This is a genomic window from Streptomyces sp. R-74717 (genome assembly GCF_047305335.1).
GTDB lineage: Bacteria > Actinomycetota > Actinomycetes > Streptomycetales > Streptomycetaceae > Streptomyces > Streptomyces atratus.
In genome coordinates this window covers 3,022,439-3,039,978 of sequence record NZ_CP102361.1, presented here as the reverse complement: position 1 = coordinate 3,039,978, position 17,540 = coordinate 3,022,439, and the positions used below count along the sequence as shown (strand labels likewise).

General features: G+C 70.9%; 14 protein-coding genes. 5 read left to right on the top strand and 9 right to left on the bottom strand.

Annotated elements, in window-relative coordinates:
• Positions 1-20 precede the first annotated feature (20 nt).
• Together NRF20_RS13555 and ffh are read left to right on the top strand one after the other, a co-directional pair.
• On the top strand, positions 21-2,480 hold the full coding sequence (locus NRF20_RS13555) for a [protein-PII] uridylyltransferase (protein WP_398630291.1): 2,460 nt from the start codon (positions 21-23) through the stop codon (positions 2,478-2,480).
• A 132-nt stretch (positions 2,481-2,612) separates the two neighbouring features.
• Complete coding sequence (ffh, locus tag NRF20_RS13550; RefSeq protein WP_266357542.1) at positions 2,613-4,163, top strand: signal recognition particle protein; 1,551 nt, start codon at positions 2,613-2,615, stop codon at positions 4,161-4,163.
• Between the two features lie 59 nt (positions 4,164-4,222).
• Here the strand turns inward: ffh and NRF20_RS13545 are convergent, their stop codons facing one another.
• The 8 genes from NRF20_RS13545 to yhfZ form a co-directional block, all read right to left on the bottom strand.
• Positions 4,223-5,464, bottom strand: a complete 1,242-nt coding sequence (locus NRF20_RS13545; protein ID WP_398630290.1) for a phosphopentomutase — start codon at positions 5,462-5,464, stop codon at positions 4,223-4,225.
• A 26-nt stretch (positions 5,465-5,490) separates the two neighbouring features.
• Positions 5,491-6,654 (bottom strand): alanine racemase, encoded by a 1,164-nt coding sequence (locus NRF20_RS13540; RefSeq protein ID WP_413752630.1) that lies wholly within the window; start codon positions 6,652-6,654, stop codon positions 5,491-5,493.
• 2 nt (positions 6,655-6,656) lie between these two features.
• Complete coding sequence (locus NRF20_RS13535) at positions 6,657-7,772, bottom strand: aminotransferase class V-fold PLP-dependent enzyme (RefSeq protein WP_266357539.1); 1,116 nt, start codon at positions 7,770-7,772, stop codon at positions 6,657-6,659.
• Positions 7,773-7,774: 2 nt separating this feature from the next.
• Positions 7,775-8,731 carry a phosphotriesterase gene (locus NRF20_RS13530; protein ID WP_413752629.1) on the bottom strand — a complete coding sequence of 319 codons (957 nt, stop codon included), beginning with the start codon at positions 8,729-8,731 and terminating at the stop codon, positions 7,775-7,777.
• Positions 8,732-8,766: 35 nt separating this feature from the next.
• Positions 8,767-10,101, bottom strand: a complete 1,335-nt coding sequence (locus tag NRF20_RS13525) for a YhfT family protein (protein WP_398630287.1) — start codon at positions 10,099-10,101, stop codon at positions 8,767-8,769.
• Positions 10,102-10,142: 41 nt separating this feature from the next.
• Positions 10,143-10,499 carry a DUF2620 domain-containing protein gene (locus NRF20_RS13520; protein WP_398630286.1) on the bottom strand — a complete coding sequence of 119 codons (357 nt, stop codon included), beginning with the start codon at positions 10,497-10,499 and terminating at the stop codon, positions 10,143-10,145.
• A 67-nt stretch (positions 10,500-10,566) separates the two neighbouring features.
• Complete coding sequence (locus NRF20_RS13515; RefSeq protein WP_266357532.1) at positions 10,567-10,953, bottom strand: PRD domain-containing protein; 387 nt, start codon at positions 10,951-10,953, stop codon at positions 10,567-10,569.
• A gap of 86 nt (positions 10,954-11,039) precedes the next feature.
• Complete coding sequence (gene yhfZ / locus NRF20_RS13510) at positions 11,040-11,978, bottom strand: GntR family transcriptional regulator YhfZ (RefSeq protein WP_114246907.1); 939 nt, start codon at positions 11,976-11,978, stop codon at positions 11,040-11,042.
• 167 nt (positions 11,979-12,145) lie between these two features.
• Here yhfZ and ftsH point away from each other — a divergent pair, with 167 nt between their 5' ends.
• Entirely contained in the window at positions 12,146-14,059 is a 1,914-nt protein-coding gene (gene ftsH, locus NRF20_RS13505) for an ATP-dependent zinc metalloprotease FtsH (protein WP_398630285.1), read from the top strand.
• Between the two features lie 34 nt (positions 14,060-14,093).
• Here the strand turns inward: ftsH and NRF20_RS13500 are convergent, their stop codons facing one another.
• Positions 14,094-14,954: an SAM-dependent methyltransferase gene (locus tag NRF20_RS13500; protein WP_398630284.1), complete on the bottom strand. Its 861-nt coding sequence runs from the start codon at positions 14,952-14,954 to the stop codon at positions 14,094-14,096.
• Between the two features lie 238 nt (positions 14,955-15,192).
• On the opposite strand from NRF20_RS13500, the gene proS reads away from it, so the two are divergent.
• Entirely contained in the window at positions 15,193-16,608 is a 1,416-nt protein-coding gene (proS, locus tag NRF20_RS13495) for a proline--tRNA ligase (protein WP_398630283.1), read from the top strand.
• A 215-nt stretch (positions 16,609-16,823) separates the two neighbouring features.
• Positions 16,824-17,417, top strand: a complete 594-nt coding sequence (locus tag NRF20_RS13490) for a hypothetical protein (RefSeq protein WP_030928573.1) — start codon at positions 16,824-16,826, stop codon at positions 17,415-17,417.
• The last annotated feature ends 123 nt before the right edge of the window (positions 17,418-17,540 follow it).

The window sequence follows — 17,540 nt, the reverse complement described above, 5'->3', positions numbered from 1 at the left end:
CCGAAACGAAAGGCAGCCGGGTGACGAGTACCGAAGCGACCACCGAATCCGAAGACTCGGAACCCAGCAGCTACGCGGCGGCCCGGCTGCGCCTCCTCCAGGAGAAGGCGCAGTCCGGGCCGCCGCGCCGTGCGGCCCTCGCATCGCTCACCGACGACTGGCTCACCGCGCTGTTCATCGCCGCGGCCGAACAGACCGGCGTCCGCGGCGCCGCCCTCGTCGCCGTCGGCGGCTACGGCCGCGGCGAACTCTCCCCGCGCAGCGACCTCGACCTCCTGCTCCTGCACGACGGCAACGCCGACGCCGGGGCCATCGCCTCCCTCGCCGACCGCATCTGGTACCCCGTCTGGGACCTCGGCCTCGCCCTCGACCACTCCGTACGCACCCCCGCCGAAGCCCGGAAAACAGCCGGCGAGGACCTCAAGGTCCAACTCGGACTGCTCGACGCCCGGCCCGTCGCCGGAGACCTCGGCCTCGTCGCCGCCCTGCGCACCACGATCCTCGCCGACTGGCGCAACCAGGCCCCCAAACGCCTCCCCGCCCTCGACGAGCTCTGCCGCGAACGCGCCGAACGCCAGGGCGAGCTCCAGTTCCTCCTCGAACCCGACCTCAAGGAGGCCCGCGGCGGACTGCGCGACGCCACCGCCCTGCGCGCCGTCGCCGCCTCCTGGGTCGCCGACGCCCCCCGCGAAGGCCTCGCCGAAGCCCGTCGCGTCCTCCTCGACGCCCGCGACGCGCTCCACCTCACCACCGGCCGTGCCACCGACCGCCTCGCCCTTCAGGAACAGGACCAGGTCGCCACCGCCCTCGGTCTCCTCGACGCGGACGCCCTGCTCCGCCAGGTGTACGAGGCCGCCCGCACCGTCTCCTACGCAACCGACGTCACCTGGCGCGAGGTCAACCGCGTACTCCGCTCCCGGTCCACGCGCCCCCGGCTGCGTGCCATGCTCGGCGGCGGCAAGGCGGCCTCCCCGGAACGCACCCCGCTCGCCGAGGGCGTCGTCGAGGCCGACGGCGAAGTCGTCCTCGCCCGCTCCGCCCGCCCCGAACGCGACCCCGTGCTCGTACTGCGCGCCGCCGCAGCGGCCGCCCAGTCCGAACTCCCGCTCTCCCGCCACGTCGTACGCCACCTCGCCACCGCCGCACGCCCGCTGCCGGTGCCCTGGCCCGCCGAGGCCCGTGAGGAACTCGTCACCCTCCTCGGCGCGGGCGAGGCCACCGTCCCCGTCTGGGAAGCACTCGAAGCCGAAGGACTGATCACCCGGCTGCTCCCCGACTGGGAACGCGTCCACTGCCGTCCCCAGCGCAACCCCGTCCACACCTGGACCGTCGACCGCCACCTCGTCGAAGCGGCCGTCCGCGCCTCCTCCCTCACCCGTCGCGTCGGCCGCCCCGACCTCCTCCTCGTCGCCGCACTCCTGCACGACATCGGCAAGGGCTGGCCCGGCGACCACTCCGTCGCCGGGGAGGTCATCGCCCGTGACATGGCCGCCCGGATCGGCTTCGACCAGCACGACGTGGGCGTCATCGCCACCCTCGTACGCCACCATCTGCTGCTCGTCGAGACCGCCACCCGCCGCGACCTCGACGACCCGGCGACCGTGCGCTCCGTCGCCACCGCCGTCTCCACCACCTCCACCCTGGAGCTCCTGCACGCCCTCACCGAGGCCGACGCACTCGCCACCGGGCCCGCCGCCTGGTCCACCTGGCGCGCGTCCCTCGTCGCCGACCTCGTCAAACGCGTTGCCGCCGTGCTTGCCGGACAGGCCCCGGAGGAACCGGAACCCGCCGCGCCCAGTGCCGAACAGGAACGCCTCGCCATCGAGGCCCTGCGCACCGGCGAACCCGTCCTCGCCCTGCACGCCCAGGCCGAGACCCCGAACGAGGACGGCGAACCGGAACCCGTCGGCGTCGAACTCCTCATCGCCCTGCCCGACCGCCCCGGCGTGCTGCCCGCGGCGGCGGGCGTCCTCGCCCTGCACCGCCTCACCGTGCGAGCAGCCGACCTGCGGGCCGTGGAACTCCCCACCGAGCTCGGCGAGGGCGAATTTGCCGACCTGCTGCTGCTCAGCTGGCGGGTCGCGGCCGAGTACGGCTCACTGCCGCAGGCCACCCGCCTCCGCGCCGACCTCGTACGCGCCCTGGACGGCTCCCTGGACATCCGGGCCCGACTCGCCGAACGCGAGGCCGCCTACCCGAGGCGGCGCGGGGTGAAGGCCCCGCCGCCGAGGGTGACGGTGGCGGCGGCCGGTTCACAGCTGGCGACGGTGATCGAGGTACGGGCCCAGGACGCCCCGGGACTGCTGCACCGGATCGGCCGGGCGCTGGAACAGTGCGAGGTACGGGTGCGCAGTGCGCATGTTTCGACGCTGGGTGCGAACGCGGTGGACGCGTTCTACGTCACGGATACGGACGGTGAGCCGTTGCCCGAGGTGCGGGCCGCAGAGGTGGCCCGGGAGGTCGAGAAGGCGCTGGGCTGAGCCCCGCTGCCGCGCCCACAGGCCCTCGTCCGCCTATGAGAATCGGGCGAGGGCTTTGTGTTTCCCGGGCTCCGGATACCCTTGGGGACGACTGACCTGCCCCGCCCCCGACCCTGAGGACCGACGAGCGCCGTGTTCGATACTCTCTCCGACCGCCTTAGCGCGACTTTCAAGAACCTCCGGGGCAAGGGCCGCTTGTCCGAGGCGGACATCGACGCCACGGCCCGCGAGATCCGTATCGCCCTGCTCGAAGCGGATGTCGCGCTGCCCGTCGTCCGCGCCTTCATCGGCAACGTCAAGGAGCGGGCCCGCGGCGTCGAGGTCTCCCAGGCGCTGAATCCCGCCCAGCAGGTCGTCAAGATCGTCAACGAGGAGCTCGTGGGCATCCTCGGCGGCGAGACCCGGCGGCTGCGGTTCGCCAAGAACCCGCCCACCGTGATCATGCTCGCCGGTCTCCAGGGTGCCGGTAAGACCACCCTCGCCGGAAAGCTCGGCCTCTGGCTCAAGGGCCAGGGCCACTCCCCGCTGCTCGTCGCCTGTGACCTCCAGCGCCCCAACGCCGTGAACCAGCTCAGCGTCGTCGCCGACCGCGCCGGTGTCGCGGTGTACGCGCCGCAGCCGGGCAACGGCGTCGGCGACCCGGTCCAGGTCGCCAAGGACTCGATCGAGCACGCCCGCTCCAAGCAGTACGACGTCGTGATCGTCGACACCGCCGGCCGCCTCGGTATCGACCAGGAGCTGATGCAGCAGGCCGCGGACATCCGCGACGCCGTCAGCCCCGACGAGATCCTCTTCGTCGTCGACGCGATGATCGGCCAGGACGCGGTCAACACCGCCGAGGCCTTCCGCGACGGCGTCGGCTTCGACGGCGTGGTGCTCTCCAAGCTCGACGGTGACGCCCGCGGTGGTGCGGCCCTGTCGATCGCCCATGTCACGGGCAAGCAGGTCATGTTCGCGTCGAACGGTGAGAAGCTCGAGGACTTCGACGCCTTCCACCCCGACCGCATGGCGTCCCGCATTCTCGACATGGGCGACCTGCTCACCCTGATCGAGCAGGCGGAGAAGACCTTCAGCCAGGAAGAGGCCGCCAAAATGGCCTCCAAGCTGGCGTCCAGCAAGGGCAAGGACTTCACGCTCGACGACTTCCTGGCCCAGATGGAGCAGGTCCGGAAGATGGGCTCCATCTCCAAGCTGCTCGGGATGCTGCCCGGCATGGGGCAGATCAAGGACCAGATCAACAACATCGACGAGCGCGACGTGGACCGTACCGCCGCGATCATCAAGTCGATGACCCCGAAGGAGCGCGCCGAGCCGACGATCATCAACGGCTCGCGCCGCGCCCGTATCGCCAAGGGTTCCGGTGTCGAGGTCAGCGCCGTGAAGAACCTGGTGGAGCGGTTCTTCGATGCGCGCAAGATGATGTCGAAGATGGCGCAGGGCGGCGGCATGCCGGGGATGCCGGGGATGCCGGGCATGGGTGGCGGTCCCGGTCGGCAGAAGAAGCAGGTCAAGCAGGCCAAGGGCAAGCGCAAGAGCGGCAACCCGATGAAGCGCAAGGCCGAGGAGCAGGCCGCGGCGGCCCGTCGCGAGCAGGCGGCGGCGCAGGGCGGTGCGTTCGGTCTGCCGGCGCAGGAGGACAAGAACTTCGAGCTGCCGGACGAGTTCAAGAAGTTCATGGGCTGATCGCCCGACGACATGCGCAGGGGGCGCCCACCGATGGTGGGCGCCCCCTGCGCATGTTCCTATGCGGCGTGCCGTCCCGGCCGCAGCGTCGTGCCGTTGGCCAGCCCCGCCGGGTCCAGGGACAGCGATGCGGCCGCGGTGGCGCCCACATCCGCGAGGCTGTCCGCGTCCGGCAGCAGTTCCACGCCGTCCGTGCCGGGCCGGTGGATCAGCACCGGCACGTACTCGCGGGTGTGGTAGGCGTGCCCGATCGTGGGGTCGTTTCCGTGGTCGCCGGTGACGATCAGCCGGTCGCCGGGGCTGTCGAGCAGCGCCACGAGCCCGGCGAGACCGGAGTCCACCTGCTCCAGGAGGCGTCCGTAGCGCTCGGTGTCCTGCTGGTGCCCCGCCAGGTCGGTCTCCTGGACGTTGGCGACGACGAGCGCGTCGCCGGGGGCGCGTACCGCTTCGAGGGTGCAGGAGAGCACGTCGGCGGTCTTCACGGCCGGGTGTCGCCGCGCCGCCTCGCAGGCCAGGATGTCGGCGGCCTTCCCCACCAGGGTGACCGGGATGCCGGCGCGGGCGGCCAGACCGGGGAGCTGGCGGGTGTGGTCGAGCTCGGCGCCCAGGTGCTGAACTTCCAGGCCGCCGTTGCGGTAGAAGCCGGTGGCGGGGGTGTCGAGTCCGACGGTTCCCGCATCGCCGGGGCGCACGAACTGCCTCAGCGGGCCGTCCGCGTGACCGCCGACCGCGATGACCCGGGCGACGGGCGCGACCGCGCGGACGGTACGGGCGACGGCGAGGATTCCGCCGGCGCCGTCGAAGGACAGGTCCTCCAGGCGGCCGGAGGCGTTCCAGTTGATCCCGGGGTCGGCCTCCAGGTTGTCGTGGACGAGGACCGTGCCGTCGACGACGAGGAGCGGCTTGCCGTCCAGCGGTTCGACGCGGTGGCCGGCTGCTTCGAGGGCGGCGGCCACCTCGGCCAGATGGTCGGCGAGCCGGGCCACGGTGACCCGGCTGAAGTCGGCGCCCATCATCGTCTGGTGGCCCGCGAAGGTGTCGGCGCCGGGATAGCCCAGCGCGGCGCGGCCCGCGGCGACGGGCAGATGGGTACGGCGGGCGAGGTCCTGGTGCGGGTGGACCAGGCCGAGACCCAGCGCGCCGAGCACCGGCAGGCGCAGCGGCCGGCCGAGGGCCGTGCGGCAGTGGTCGAGGACGTGTCCGCAGGTGTCGGCGGTGAGATCGCCGGGGCGCAGGGTGCCCGCGTCGGGCATGGCGCCGATGCCGAATCCGTCGATGACGACGATGACGGTCTTGGCCATGGGTGCCTCCTATTCAGGGGCCGGCCTTACAGGGCCCGGCCCTGGGCGTCGTACAGCCCGCTCAGCCGGGGTGTGCCGGAGGCGAGTCCGGAGACGACGGCGACGCTCGAGCGGGTGACGAAGATCTGGGTACGGAAGGCGAGCAGTGCGGTGTCGCCGAGCCGGACGTCCCGGCCGTCGGCGGGAGCGTCGAGCAGCCGGTAGTAGTCGATGTTCTCGGCGGGTGCGTCCTGTACGCCGAGGCGTGCGCCGGTGCGCGGCAGCAGGGCGCTGCGGATGTGGGACCGGGCGTAGAAGCCGCCGCCGCGGATTGCCGGGCGGCCGTCGTCGAGGGTGTGGGCGATCTCGCTGACGTACACGTACGCGGGCTTCTCGGGCTGCTGCGGGTCGAGGGCGTGCAGCGGGGTGGTGCCGGTGAGGGCGTGGCCGGGTTCGCCGTGGGTGGCGCCGAGTTCGGCGAGCAGCGGGAGGGACGCCATCGAGGTGGCGCTGGGGGCGCTCAGCTTCAGGTACTCGTGTCCCCGGGCGGCCAGGACTTCGCGGGCCTTGAGGGCGAGCGCGAAGTTGGGGGTGGCGCGGGGGATACCGGTCGCCGGGTCGCACAGGACGCAGGGGAAGGCGGTGACGCCCGCGATCCGGATGCCGGGCAGTCGCTCGGCGGCTTCGGCGAACGAGTCGAGGCGGCCGAGCGGGACGCCGCCCTCCTGGCCGGGGTAGACGCTGCCCTCGGCGCCTTCGAGCCGTACGAGAATGTCCTGGACGAAGCCGAGCCGCCGGGCGGTCTCGGACACGGCCCGGGCGTTGGCGAGGTCGAACACGGTGACGGTCTCGGGGCGCCAGGCCAGCATTTCGGGCAGTGCGCGGCGGGGGATCTGGACCAGGTGGCCGAGGTTGCCGGCCTGCGCGCCCGCGGCGTGCAGGGTGCGGGCCTCGGGCGGGTCGATGGCGGCGAACTCGGGGATGTGCCGGGCGACGGCCCTGATCAGCTCCGGGTTGCGGCCCAGCTGTTTGACGACGAACCAGAGGCCGATACCGACCCGTTCGGCCTCGGCCGCCAGCAGCGCGGCGTTCGCCTCGACGGCGTCGAGGTCCATCACATAGGTGTCGGGCGGGATCTCGCCACGCCGGTGAAGGGTGGCCGCGGCGTCGACGAGCTCGGGGTTGCGGGTGAGCACGGTGTCGAGAAACACGGTCAGCCGTCCTTCGGGTCGTTCAGCACGTCGAGCGAGCGGCGCAGGATGTCGATGACGAGATCCGCGCCCGCCCGCATCGGGTTGATGCGTACGGTCCAGTCGGCCAGCTCGGGGGAGTCGTCCAGGGCGGAGCTGGACATCCGGTAGAAGAGTGGCGCGATCTCGTAGCGTGAGTTGGAGCCGACGGGGTAGGGAGCGGCCCCGAAGCGGGCGGCGACGGCGGGCAGCTCCTTCGCGACCGGCCGGTCGAGGCGGACGAGCAGGCAGCGGTCCTGGGCGTTGGCGATCCGTACCTCGGCGACGCCGTCCACTTCGCCCGCGGCCAGCCGTTCGGCGACCTCGGCGCCGACCCGGGACTGCACGGACCACATGACCGGTACGTGGGTGAGGGCGCGCAGGGCGTCGAGCGCCTGATGGCCCTGGACCTGCCCGCCGCCGGAGTAGTTGTCGCGGCGGATGTGCCCGACCAGATCGCGGGCGCCGACCACGATGCCGACGCCTTCGGGGCCGTGCAGTTTGAACAGGGAGAAGCAGGAGGCGTCGGCGCCGAGCTCCACTCCGGAGGCGGGGGTGCGCATGACGGCGTAGTTGTCGTCGACGAGGGTGCGGACTTGGGCGGCCCGGCAGGCGGCGAGGACCTCCGCGGGGTCGTACGAGTCGGCGAGCCGCTGCCGGGTGTGCTGGACGTAGGCCCACCGGAACCGGCCGGACTCCAGGGCCTCGCGCAGCGCCCGCGCGTCGTTGAAGTCGACCTCGACGGTCCGTACACCGATGCCGCGCAGCGTGACCTCGGTGGTGCGGTAGACGGGGGCCCGGTGGATGAGCAGCGGGTCGCCCGCCCGTACGGCGGCGCCCAGGGCGGCGCGGATCGCGCCGGTGCCCGCGCCCTGGACGAAGGCGGCGTCCTCGGCGCCGAAGAAGTCCGCGAGTACGGCTTCGACGCGGGCGGTGGTGCGGGGGCGGCCGAGACCGGGGACGACGCCGGCGTCCGCGTCGAAGAGCTGGGGGCCCTCGAAGTGCGCGGCGGTGGCCTCCAGGAGCCGGAACTGTCTGGCGATCGCGTCGTCCAGTTCCACCGTCGCGAGCGGGAAGGTCTGCGGAAGTACAGGGCTCATGGTCAGAACTCCTCCACGCGCGCGCCGGTCAGGAAGCAGAGCGGATTACGGCGGGTCATCAGGTCGATCAGGTCGTCGTCGAGACCGGCAGCACGGGCCTCGGGCAGGAAACTCCGGAAGAGATGCCCGTATCCCCGGCCGCCCTCGTCGAGGAGGTAGCCGTGGCGGGAGATGTCGCAGCTGAGCAGCACCCGGTCGGCGTGCCCGGCCTCGACGAGGGCGAGCAGCAGCCGTAGCCGGGTGTCGTCGCTCTGGTAGCCGTCCTTGCCGACGGTGTCGAACGCGACGTACGCCCCGCTCGCCGCGAGCTCCTTGTGGACGGCGGGGTCGTCGAGCAGATCCTGGTGGCCGATGCTGATGCGATGGGCGGGCAGGCCCTCCCCGGTCAGCAGCTCCAGCTGGGCGATTCCGCCGCGGCCGAGCTGGGCGTGGGTGGCGACGGAGAGGCCGGTGGCGAGGGCGGCCCGCGCACTGGCGCGCAGCACCTTGGCCTCGGGCGCGGTCGGGGTGTCGCCGTGGCTGCCGATCTCGCCGAGAACACCGGGGCGGATGCCGGTGGCGCCGATACCGCCGTCGATCTCCTGGACGAGCGTGCCGGTGAGCTCCTCGACGCTGCTGCCGTCGATCTCGGGGGTGTGGAACGGTTCGTAGTACCAGCCGGTCGCGGCTACGACGGCGATCCGCGCGTCCCGGGCGATGCGGGCCAGGGCGCGGACGTCGCGGCCCATGCCGTGGCAGGTCAGTTCGACGACGAGGGAGAGACCGAACTCGGCGCGCAGGGCGGCGAGCTCGGCGGTGACCGCCGCGGAGTGGAGGCCCGGGTCGAGGACGGCCGCGCCGTCGCCCCTGTGGTCCAGGTCGAGGACGAGGTGCTCATGGGCGAGGGCGGGGCCGGCCACGGAATCGGCTGCGAGATCGCCGACGACGGTGCGCAGGACGGGCGGTGCGGGGTGGTTCATCGTGGGGGGTTCCTTCTTCGTGTACGTACCCGGCCTCAGCCCTTGATCGGGGTGAACAGGTCGAGCCAGTACAGGACGTTGAGGAGGATGCCGCCGACGATCACCGCGGCGGGAGCGGCGGCCATCTTCACGACCGGCCGGCCCATCGCCTCGTTCATCAGGTAGAGCCCGCCGACGACGAGGATGCCGAGTCCGCCGCCCATGGCGTTGGCGGCCATCAGCGAGCCGAAGAGGATCGCGAGCTGCAGGCTGTCCCCGATCGCGCTGCGCAGGTGTTCCGAGGAGTCACGGACGCTGGGGAGCTTGCCGAGAACCTTGCCGATGTACGAGAGGGCCAGGACCTCGGCGGCGAAGACGACGGCGCCGACGACCGCTGCCAGGAACGGGTTCGGCATCAGGTAACCGATGGGGTACACCAGCGTGAATCCCGCGATGCCGTACGCGCCGGAGGCCAGCGCGGTCGTCGCGATCAGCGGGATGAAGCCGAAGACCCGGTAGAAGTCGACCTGGGCGGCCTCGGAGTACTGCCCCTTGGCGATCAGGAAGCTGGTCGCTTCGCCGCCGCCGAATATGTGCATCTGGGCCAGCACACAGACTCCGGCGCCGAGCACCATGAACAGCGGGAGGTACTTGCGCAGGCGGGCCGCGCTGGTGCTGAAGAGCGAGGCCATCGGGTCGTCCTCCAGGACGGCTTCGGTGACACCCGCGGCCCGGTCGGCCCTGCGCTGCTTCATGTCCTTGGCGACGGCCAGGGCGATCAGCATCAGCACGCCGGCGGCCATGGCCAGCGACCCGGCGAACGTCTTCGGCCAGACCTTCATGGTCATGACCACCAGAGCGAGTTCCAGGACTCCGGCGACGGCGCCCCACTTGCGGCCGAACTGCTTGGTGATGGCGAGCACCGGGAACAGCGTGAAGAGGAAGAGGATCGGCGTCGACATCTGCTGCATGGCGGTGATGAAGTCGACGGGCAGGTCGTGCGCGACGTTGTTGGCGCCGTTCAGTCCGAAGACGACGACCGCGCCCCAGGCGCCGCCGAGGATCGGCGCGAGCCACTTCTTCGGCGCCAGCATGCCGAGGATGTCGGTGGGCAGGAAGACGAGCCACGGGTTGAGCACGCCGGTGGAGAGTGCCATCGGGGCGCCGAGTCCGAAGATGAACCCGGCGGAGAGGCCGAAGGAGACCGCCGTCGTCGCGCTGCGGGTGGTGCGCCCCTGGATGAAGTCCAGCAGGAACGGACGTACGCCGTCGTTGAAGACGGCCAGAGCCATGTGCGAGATGTACGCCGTCAGCGCACACAGGGCTATCACGGTCAGTTGCTGGGCCAGCGTGAAATCAAGGCTGGTACCGGCGGCGAGTGTGGTGCTCACGAATCACTCCTTCGTGCCCGGGACGGGGAGATGCGGCCGGATCAGCCGCGGGCGGCGATGGCGCGCGCCATGAGTGGGGCGATGGCGTCGATCTGGTCCATCGAGAAGCCGAAGACCTTCTTGCCGTCGGAGATCAGAGCGGTGATCTCCTCCTCGGTGGGCACGCTGCGGCCGAAGGTGTGGCAGGCGGCGCTGCCCATGAGACCGACGAGGACGCCGAGGGAGGCACCGGCACCGGTGTGGCACGTACCGAGGTAGTAGTCGGCCTGTCCGACACGGAGCTTCATCGCGGCGTCCATGTCGCTGGAGGTGACGACGTCGAGGGAGTCGATCCCGAGCTTGCCGATGGCCTGGGCGACCTCGACCTTGCCGACTCCGCCGGTGAGGATCTTCGTCATGGCTGTCTCTTCTCTCTGTGTCTGTTTCCGCGTGCCGGGACGTGTCCGTTCCGCGCGCCGGGGCCGGTCAGGAAGTGGGGGTGGCCGGTGACTGCTGAGCCAGGACGGCGAGGTGCATGCCGAGGAAATTGATCTCCGAGTCGGGGAGGGCGGCGCCCAGCTCCCGCTCGGCCCGCGTGGATACGGCGCGGGCGCGTTCGACGGCGTCGGGGTGTCCGGCGAGTTCGGCGGCGACCTGGTCGTCGGTGAGGAACTGCTCGATCGGTTCGCCGTCGAGGAGCCGGGTGAGCGCCATCATCAGATGGCTGGTCAGCATGCCCGCGGTCGCTTCGGTGACGGTGCGGCCGTCGGCTTCCAGGGCGGTCAGCTCGGCGGTGACGAAGTCGGCCACCTCGGGCCGGACCTGACCGCCTTCGCGGAAGAGCTGGATCCGCAGTGCGAGCTGGTCGTCCATGGTGGTCCTCCTAAAATCAACAGTAACCAGGATTCTGTATTTTGATCACGAGCGTGCCGCGAGATCTGCGTCACCCGACCCGCCGGTCAGTACGAGGGCACGCGCTCGCCCCGCAGTACTTCGCTCTGCAGCCGGGTCACCAGGGACAGATCGAGTGAGTCCCGGACCGCGGCGAGGGCCTTTGCCCCGTCGGTCCGGCCGATGACGGCAGCACGGGAGTTGCGCAGCGACAGCTCCCGGGTGACCTCGTCGCCGAGCGGGAGCACGTCGACGCCGAGCCCGAGCCGGTCCTGCACCTCGTCCAGGTTCCAGACGGTGGCGTCGACCTCGTTGCGGGCGAAGAGATCGCGCAGCTGCATGTACGAGACCTCCAGCCACTCGATGTCCTTCCGGCCGGCGAAGACCCGCTCCACGAGCATCCGCAGATCCTCGGAGGTGTGGTCGACGGCCACCCGCAGCCCGGGGGAGTCCAGGTCGACGCCGTGCCGCAGCAGCATGCCGTGTGCGCCGACGTAGGTGGCGGGGCCCAGGTCGGCGACCAGCTCCACCGGGTGCTCGGCGATCAGCTGGTCGGCCGCGAAGCGGGACAGGACGACGAGGTCGACCTTGCCCTCCAGCAGTGCGGCCGTACGGGCTCCGGCGCCCCGCATGAACGTGATCGCGAACGGGGCGCCCGCTTCCTCGAAGGCGCTGCGCAACCCGGTCGCCAGGCCTTCGTACCTGCGTGAGTACGGAAGCGGCATCGCGGCGAGCAGCGTGCCGAGTCCGGACAGCCGCCAGAGGACGGAGCGGTCCGAGCGGACGAGGAACGTGCCGAGATGGCCGCGGGCGGTCGTCTCGATCGCCCCGGAATCCTCCAGTAGCTGCAGGGCAGCCTGAACGGTCCCGTTTCCGCAGCCCAGCTCCTCGGCGAAGTCGCGCACGCGGGGCAGGCGGGTGTCCGGCTCATGGTTGAGCAGCAGGACGGCGAGCTGCCGGGCGGCGAGGCCGTTCCGAGTGAGGAAACGGTCATCGAAATCGTTCACGGATCAAACAGTAAACAGGATTCTGGATATTGACAAGGAGTTAGCTCGAGGGGTTCATCCGTCGGGCGTCGCTTCCCCCTGTGGGCCCATCGGAAGGGCTCACAGGGGGCTTTGGGTCGGTTTCTCGTCTAATGTCACATTCACTGGCTGTCGGCAGAGGAGCGCGCGTGACCACCCCCGTACCTCCCCGCGATCGAACCGATCAGCCGTGGCGTTCCGAGGGCGCACCGCCGCCTCCGCCGCCGGGCCGCAAGATGCCGGGAGGCTGGGGCGGGCTGCTGCTGACCGCGCTCGCCGTCTATCTGATCGCCAATCTGGTGCTCTCCTTCTTCAACGGGGCGGAGGAGCGGACGATCGCGTACACGGAGTTCAGTAAACAGGTCACCTCGGGCAATGTCTCCAAGATCTACTCCAAGGGTGATGCCATCCAGGGGCAGCTCAAGAAGGAGGCGAAGGTCCCGGGGAGCGACAAGAAATACACCAAGTTCGTCACTCAGCGGCCCGCCTTCGCGGACGACAACCTCTGGGCCGAACTGGTCAAGGACGACGTCACGGTCACCGCCGAGCCGGTCGTCCAGCAGCGCAGCTTCCTCGCCAATCTGCTGATCTCGCTGGCCCCGATGCTGCTGCTCGTCCTGCTCTGGGTGTTCATCGCCCGGCGGATGTCCAGGGGTATGGGCGGCGGGATGGGCGGCTTCGGGCGCAAGGCCCCGCCCAAGCCCGTCGAGTTGGAGGGCGCCAAGCGCACCACCTTCGAGGACGTGGCCGGGATCGACGAGGTCGAGGGCGAGCTCAACGACGTCGTGGACTTCCTGAAGAACCCGCAGGCGTACCGGAAGATGGGTGCCCGGATGCCCGGGGGAGTGCTCCTCGCGGGACCGCCCGGCACCGGCAAGACACTGCTCGCACGGGCCGTCGCGGGTGAGGCCGGGGTGCCGTTCTTCTCGGCATCGGCCTCCGAATTCATCGAGATGATCGTCGGCGTCGGCGCGAGCCGGGTGCGGGAACTCTTCGCCGAGGCACGCAAGGTCGCCCCCGCCATCGTCTTCATCGACGAGATCGACACCATCGGCCGGGCCCGCGGCGGCGGTTCCGGCATGGGCGGCCACGACGAGCGCGAGCAGACGCTCAACCAGATCCTCACCGAGATGGACGGTTTCTCCGGTTCGGAGGGCGTCGTCGTCCTTGCTGCCACCAACCGCGCCGACGTCCTCGACCCCGCCCTCACCCGGCCCGGCCGTTTCGACCGGATCGTTCAGGTGAGCCCGCCGGACAGAGGCGGCCGGGAGGCGATCCTGGAGATCCACACCCGGCAGATCCCGCTTGCCGAGGATGTGAACCTGGCCCAGGTCGCCGGTACGACCCCCGGTATGACGGGAGCCGATCTCGCCAACCTGGCCAATGAGGCCGCGCTGCTCGCGGTCAAGCGACGGCAGTCCGAGGTCAGCCAGTCCGACCTCTCGGACGCCCTGGAGAAGGTCCAGCTGGGAGCGGAGCGCTCACTGGTCATGTCGGACGAGGAACGCCGCAGGACCGCGTACCACGAGAGCGGGCACGCCCTGCTCGGCATGCTCCAGCCGGGCGCCGACCCGGTCCGCAAGGTCACCATCGTGCCGCGCGGCCGGGCCCTGGGCGTCACCCTCTCGACGCCGGACGCCGACAAGTACTCCTACACCGAGGAGTATCTGCGCGGCCGTATCATCGGTGCGCTCGGCGGCATGGCCGCCGAGCAGGTGGTCTTCGACGTGGTCACCACCGGCGCGGAGAGCGACCTGGAACAGGTCACCAACCTGGCCCGCGGCATGGTCGGCCGCTGGGGCATGAGCCGCAGGGTGGGCAGGCTGACGGCGATCCCGAGCGATGCCCAGCAGGCGTACGGACTGTCGGCGGCCCCGGCGACGCTCGACGCGGTGGACGGCGAGATGCGGCGCATCGTCGACGAGTGCTACGAGGTGGCGTGCCGACTCCTGGGCGAGAACCGGGACAGGCTGGACTCGCTGGCCGCGGCGCTGCTGGAGAGCGAGACGCTGGACGAGGCCGCGGCCTACCGTGCGGCCGGCATCACCCGTCTGGGCAAGTAGCGGCCGGTGGTGCATACGAGGTTCACGGAATGGCTCAGGTGGTGCACACGAGATAGCGGAAGACGTTCGGCATCCAGATCGTGCCGTCCCGGCGCCGGTGCGGATGCAGGGCCTCCGCGACCTCTTTGGCCACCTGGTCCCGGTCCGTCGCGCGCACCGCCGTATCGAAGAGCCGCGTCGACAGCAGCCCCCGCACCGCACTGTCCATGTCCGCGTACCCGAACGGGCACGCGACCCGGCCGGAGCCGTCCGGATTCAGACCGGCCCGGAACGCCACTTCTTCCAGATCGTCCCGGCTCCACGGCCGCCAGCCGCCCGTGCGCGGCGCCTGCGACCCGTCGGAGAGCCGGCCCGCCACCCGAAGCACCGGCGCCGTCGCGCACCGCTCCGGCGGACCCCACCCGGTCAGTACGACCGTGCTGCCCCGGGCGGCCAGCGGTACGGCGGACCGCAGCGCGTCCACGAGCCCTTCCCCGTCGCCGGACGAGCAGCCGATCGGGGTGAACGCGGTGAGCAGGTTGTACGGCGTTCCGTCGGCAGGGGCGGCCGCGGACGGATCGCCGTCCAGGAGCCTCGTATGCCCGGCCGGCGGCCCGGCGTCGCTCCCCGGACCGGGCAGCAGCCGGGCCCGGGCGAGTGCCAGCCGTTCGGCGTCGGTGTCGACGCCGGTGACGAGCGCCCCGCGCGCGGCCGCGATCAGCAGCGCGAGACCGGAGCCGCAGCCGAGGGAGAGCAGCCGGGTGCCGCTTCCCACTTCGAGCCGCTCGTACACCGCTTCGTACAGCGGTGCGAGCATCCGCTCCTGAATCTCGGCCCAGTCCCGGGCACGGTTACCGGAGTCCACCGGGGTGGCCGTGTGCGCGTGGCTGTGGTGCCGGACGAGCGTTGGTGTCATGGAAGCGCCCCAATCCGCCGAGAGGTCGGTCATGTCCGATCGGTCGTGCCCCGAGTGGATGTCTCCCTGTGCGTGTGCGCCCGCTCCCCCCGTATGTCAGAGAACTGCGCATCCGCGCCCGCGTCCAGGGGTCTGATGGCAATGCTTGCGTGCTCCGGTGGTGCGCCCGTGGGGACGGCCCGTGGAAGCAGGGCCCGTCGCCCTGTGTGATGGGCGGTATCGCCGTACGATGCGCGCCATGGCAAAGGCACCCGTTCTCACGCCCCAGGCCGAGGACTTTCCCCGCTGGTACCAGGATCTGATCAACAAGGCCGAACTCGCGGACAACGGTCCGGTGCGCGGCACCATGGTCATCCGGCCGTACGGATACGGCCTGTGGGAGCGGATGCAGCAGGAGATGGATGCCCGTATCAAACAGGCGGGCGCCCGGAACGCCTACTTCCCGCTCTTCATCCCCCAGTCTTACCTGACACGCGAAGCCGAGCACGTCGAGGGCTTCGAGCCGGAGCTCGCGGTCGTGACCCACGCCGGTGGAAAAGACCTCGAAGAGCCCGTGGTGGTGCGGCCGACGTCCGAAACGATCATCAATGAGTACTTCTCGAAATGGGTGCAGAGCTACCGGGATCTGCCGCTGCTGATCAACCAGTGGGCGAATGTCGTGCGCTGGGAGATGCGCCCGCGGGTCTTTCTCCGTACGACGGAATTCCTCTGGCAGGAGGGCCACACCGCCCACGCCACCTACGAGGAGGCCCGGGAGTACGCGGCGTACATCCACCGGGACGTCTACGCGGACTTCATGGTCAACGTGCTGGGCATCGATGTGGTCCTCGGCCGCAAGACCCCTGCCGAGCGCTTCGCCGGGGCCGTCAACACCCTGACGCTCGAAGGGATGATGCGGGACGGCAAGGCCCTGCAGTTGGGTACGAGCCATGAACTCGGCACCAACTTCGCCAAGGCATTCCACACCAGCTACCTGTCCAGGGAAGGCAGGCAGGAACTGGTCTGGCAGACCTCGTGGGGCTCGTCGACGCGCATGGTCGGCGGGCTGATCATGGCGCACGGCGACGATCACGGCCTCCGGGTGCCGCCGCGGCTCGCGCCCGTCCAGGCGGTCGTCCTCGCGGTCAAGGGGGACGAAGCGGTGCTGACCGCGGTCCGGTCCATCGGGGAGCGGCTGCGCGCCGCGGGGATCAGGACCGAGGTCGACGACCGCACCGACACCCCGTTCGGCCGCCGCGCGGTCGACTGGGAACTGAAGGGCGTGCCGGTACGGATCGAGATCGGCCCGCGCGATCTGGAGAACGGCACCGCGATGCTGGCCCGGCGCATTCCCGGCGGGAAGGAACCGGTCGCGATCGGGGCCCTGCCCGCGCTGCTTCCGGCGGTCCTCGAGGAGGACCAGGCGACGCTGCTGAGGGAGTCCCGGAGCCGGCGCGAGTCGTCCACCAGCGAGGTCGCGTCCGTCGACGAGGCCGTGGAGGCGGCGGCCGCGGGCGGCTGGGCGCGTATCGACTGGTCGGCCCTCGGTGCGGCGGGGGAGGCCCGGCTCGCGGAGCACGGGGTGTCCGTGCGGTGTCTGGTCGCCGAGGACGGGTCGGTGCCGGACGCGGACGACGCCCCCGGTACTGTCGCCCTGGTGGCCCGCGCGTACTGACGCGGAGCCGCTCGGCACTCCGGCGTACGGTTGCCGCCTACGCGTCCGGGCGTACGGGCCGCTACGTACCACCTTGGTGTGAGCTGTGAGACTTCTCCGCAGATCTGCGCACCCGCCCTCGTCAGGACGCATCAACGGCAACTGACTGGTACGTGCAAATTATTTGGGATGGCCCGGAATCGGAACACCTGGGCACTCGCGCTCGTTGTCACGACGTGAGCACGACACCACCTGTACTTGCCGCAGAGCTGGCGCAGGCGTGGGCCGACATTCAGCGGTACCACCCCGAGCTGCCGGATCTAGCCGCGCCCGAGTCCCTGATCGGAGAGTCCTCGTCCGCCTGTGGCGCCGAGCTCTCCTTCGAACGACTGCTGCACGAGGCAGTCCATGGCATCGCCGCCGCGAGAGGTGTCCGCGACACCTCGCGAGCCGGCCGTTACCACAACCGTCGATTCCTCGCGATCGCCGAGGAGCTGGGCCTCGACCATGCCGAGGAGCCCCACCCCAGCAGTGGCTTCTCGCTGGTCACGCTCAACCCCGAGGCCAAGCGCAGGTACCGCCCGACGATCGAGCGGCTGCAGCGCGCCCTCAAGGCGCATACGGTCGCCACCGCCGCCGACACCAAGCGTTCCTTCCGTGGCCCGGCCGCCCGGCACGGCTCCTCCGGAGGAGGCGTCCGCGTCAAGGCCGTCTGCGACTGCGGACGCAATGTGCGAGTCGTCCCGTCGGTCCTGGCGCAGGCGCCGATCGTCTGCGGTGGCTGCGGAAAGCCGTTCCGTATCCCGGAAGCCGCGGTCGCGGTGGGGTGACGCGATGTGGTGTGGCACAATGGCTAGCTGTACTCGACAGTCGCATAGGACCCCTCTCTCCTCCGGCTGACGCGTCCATCGGGCACCCGAGTACCGCAACCCCACGTGGCATCTTCGTTGTGC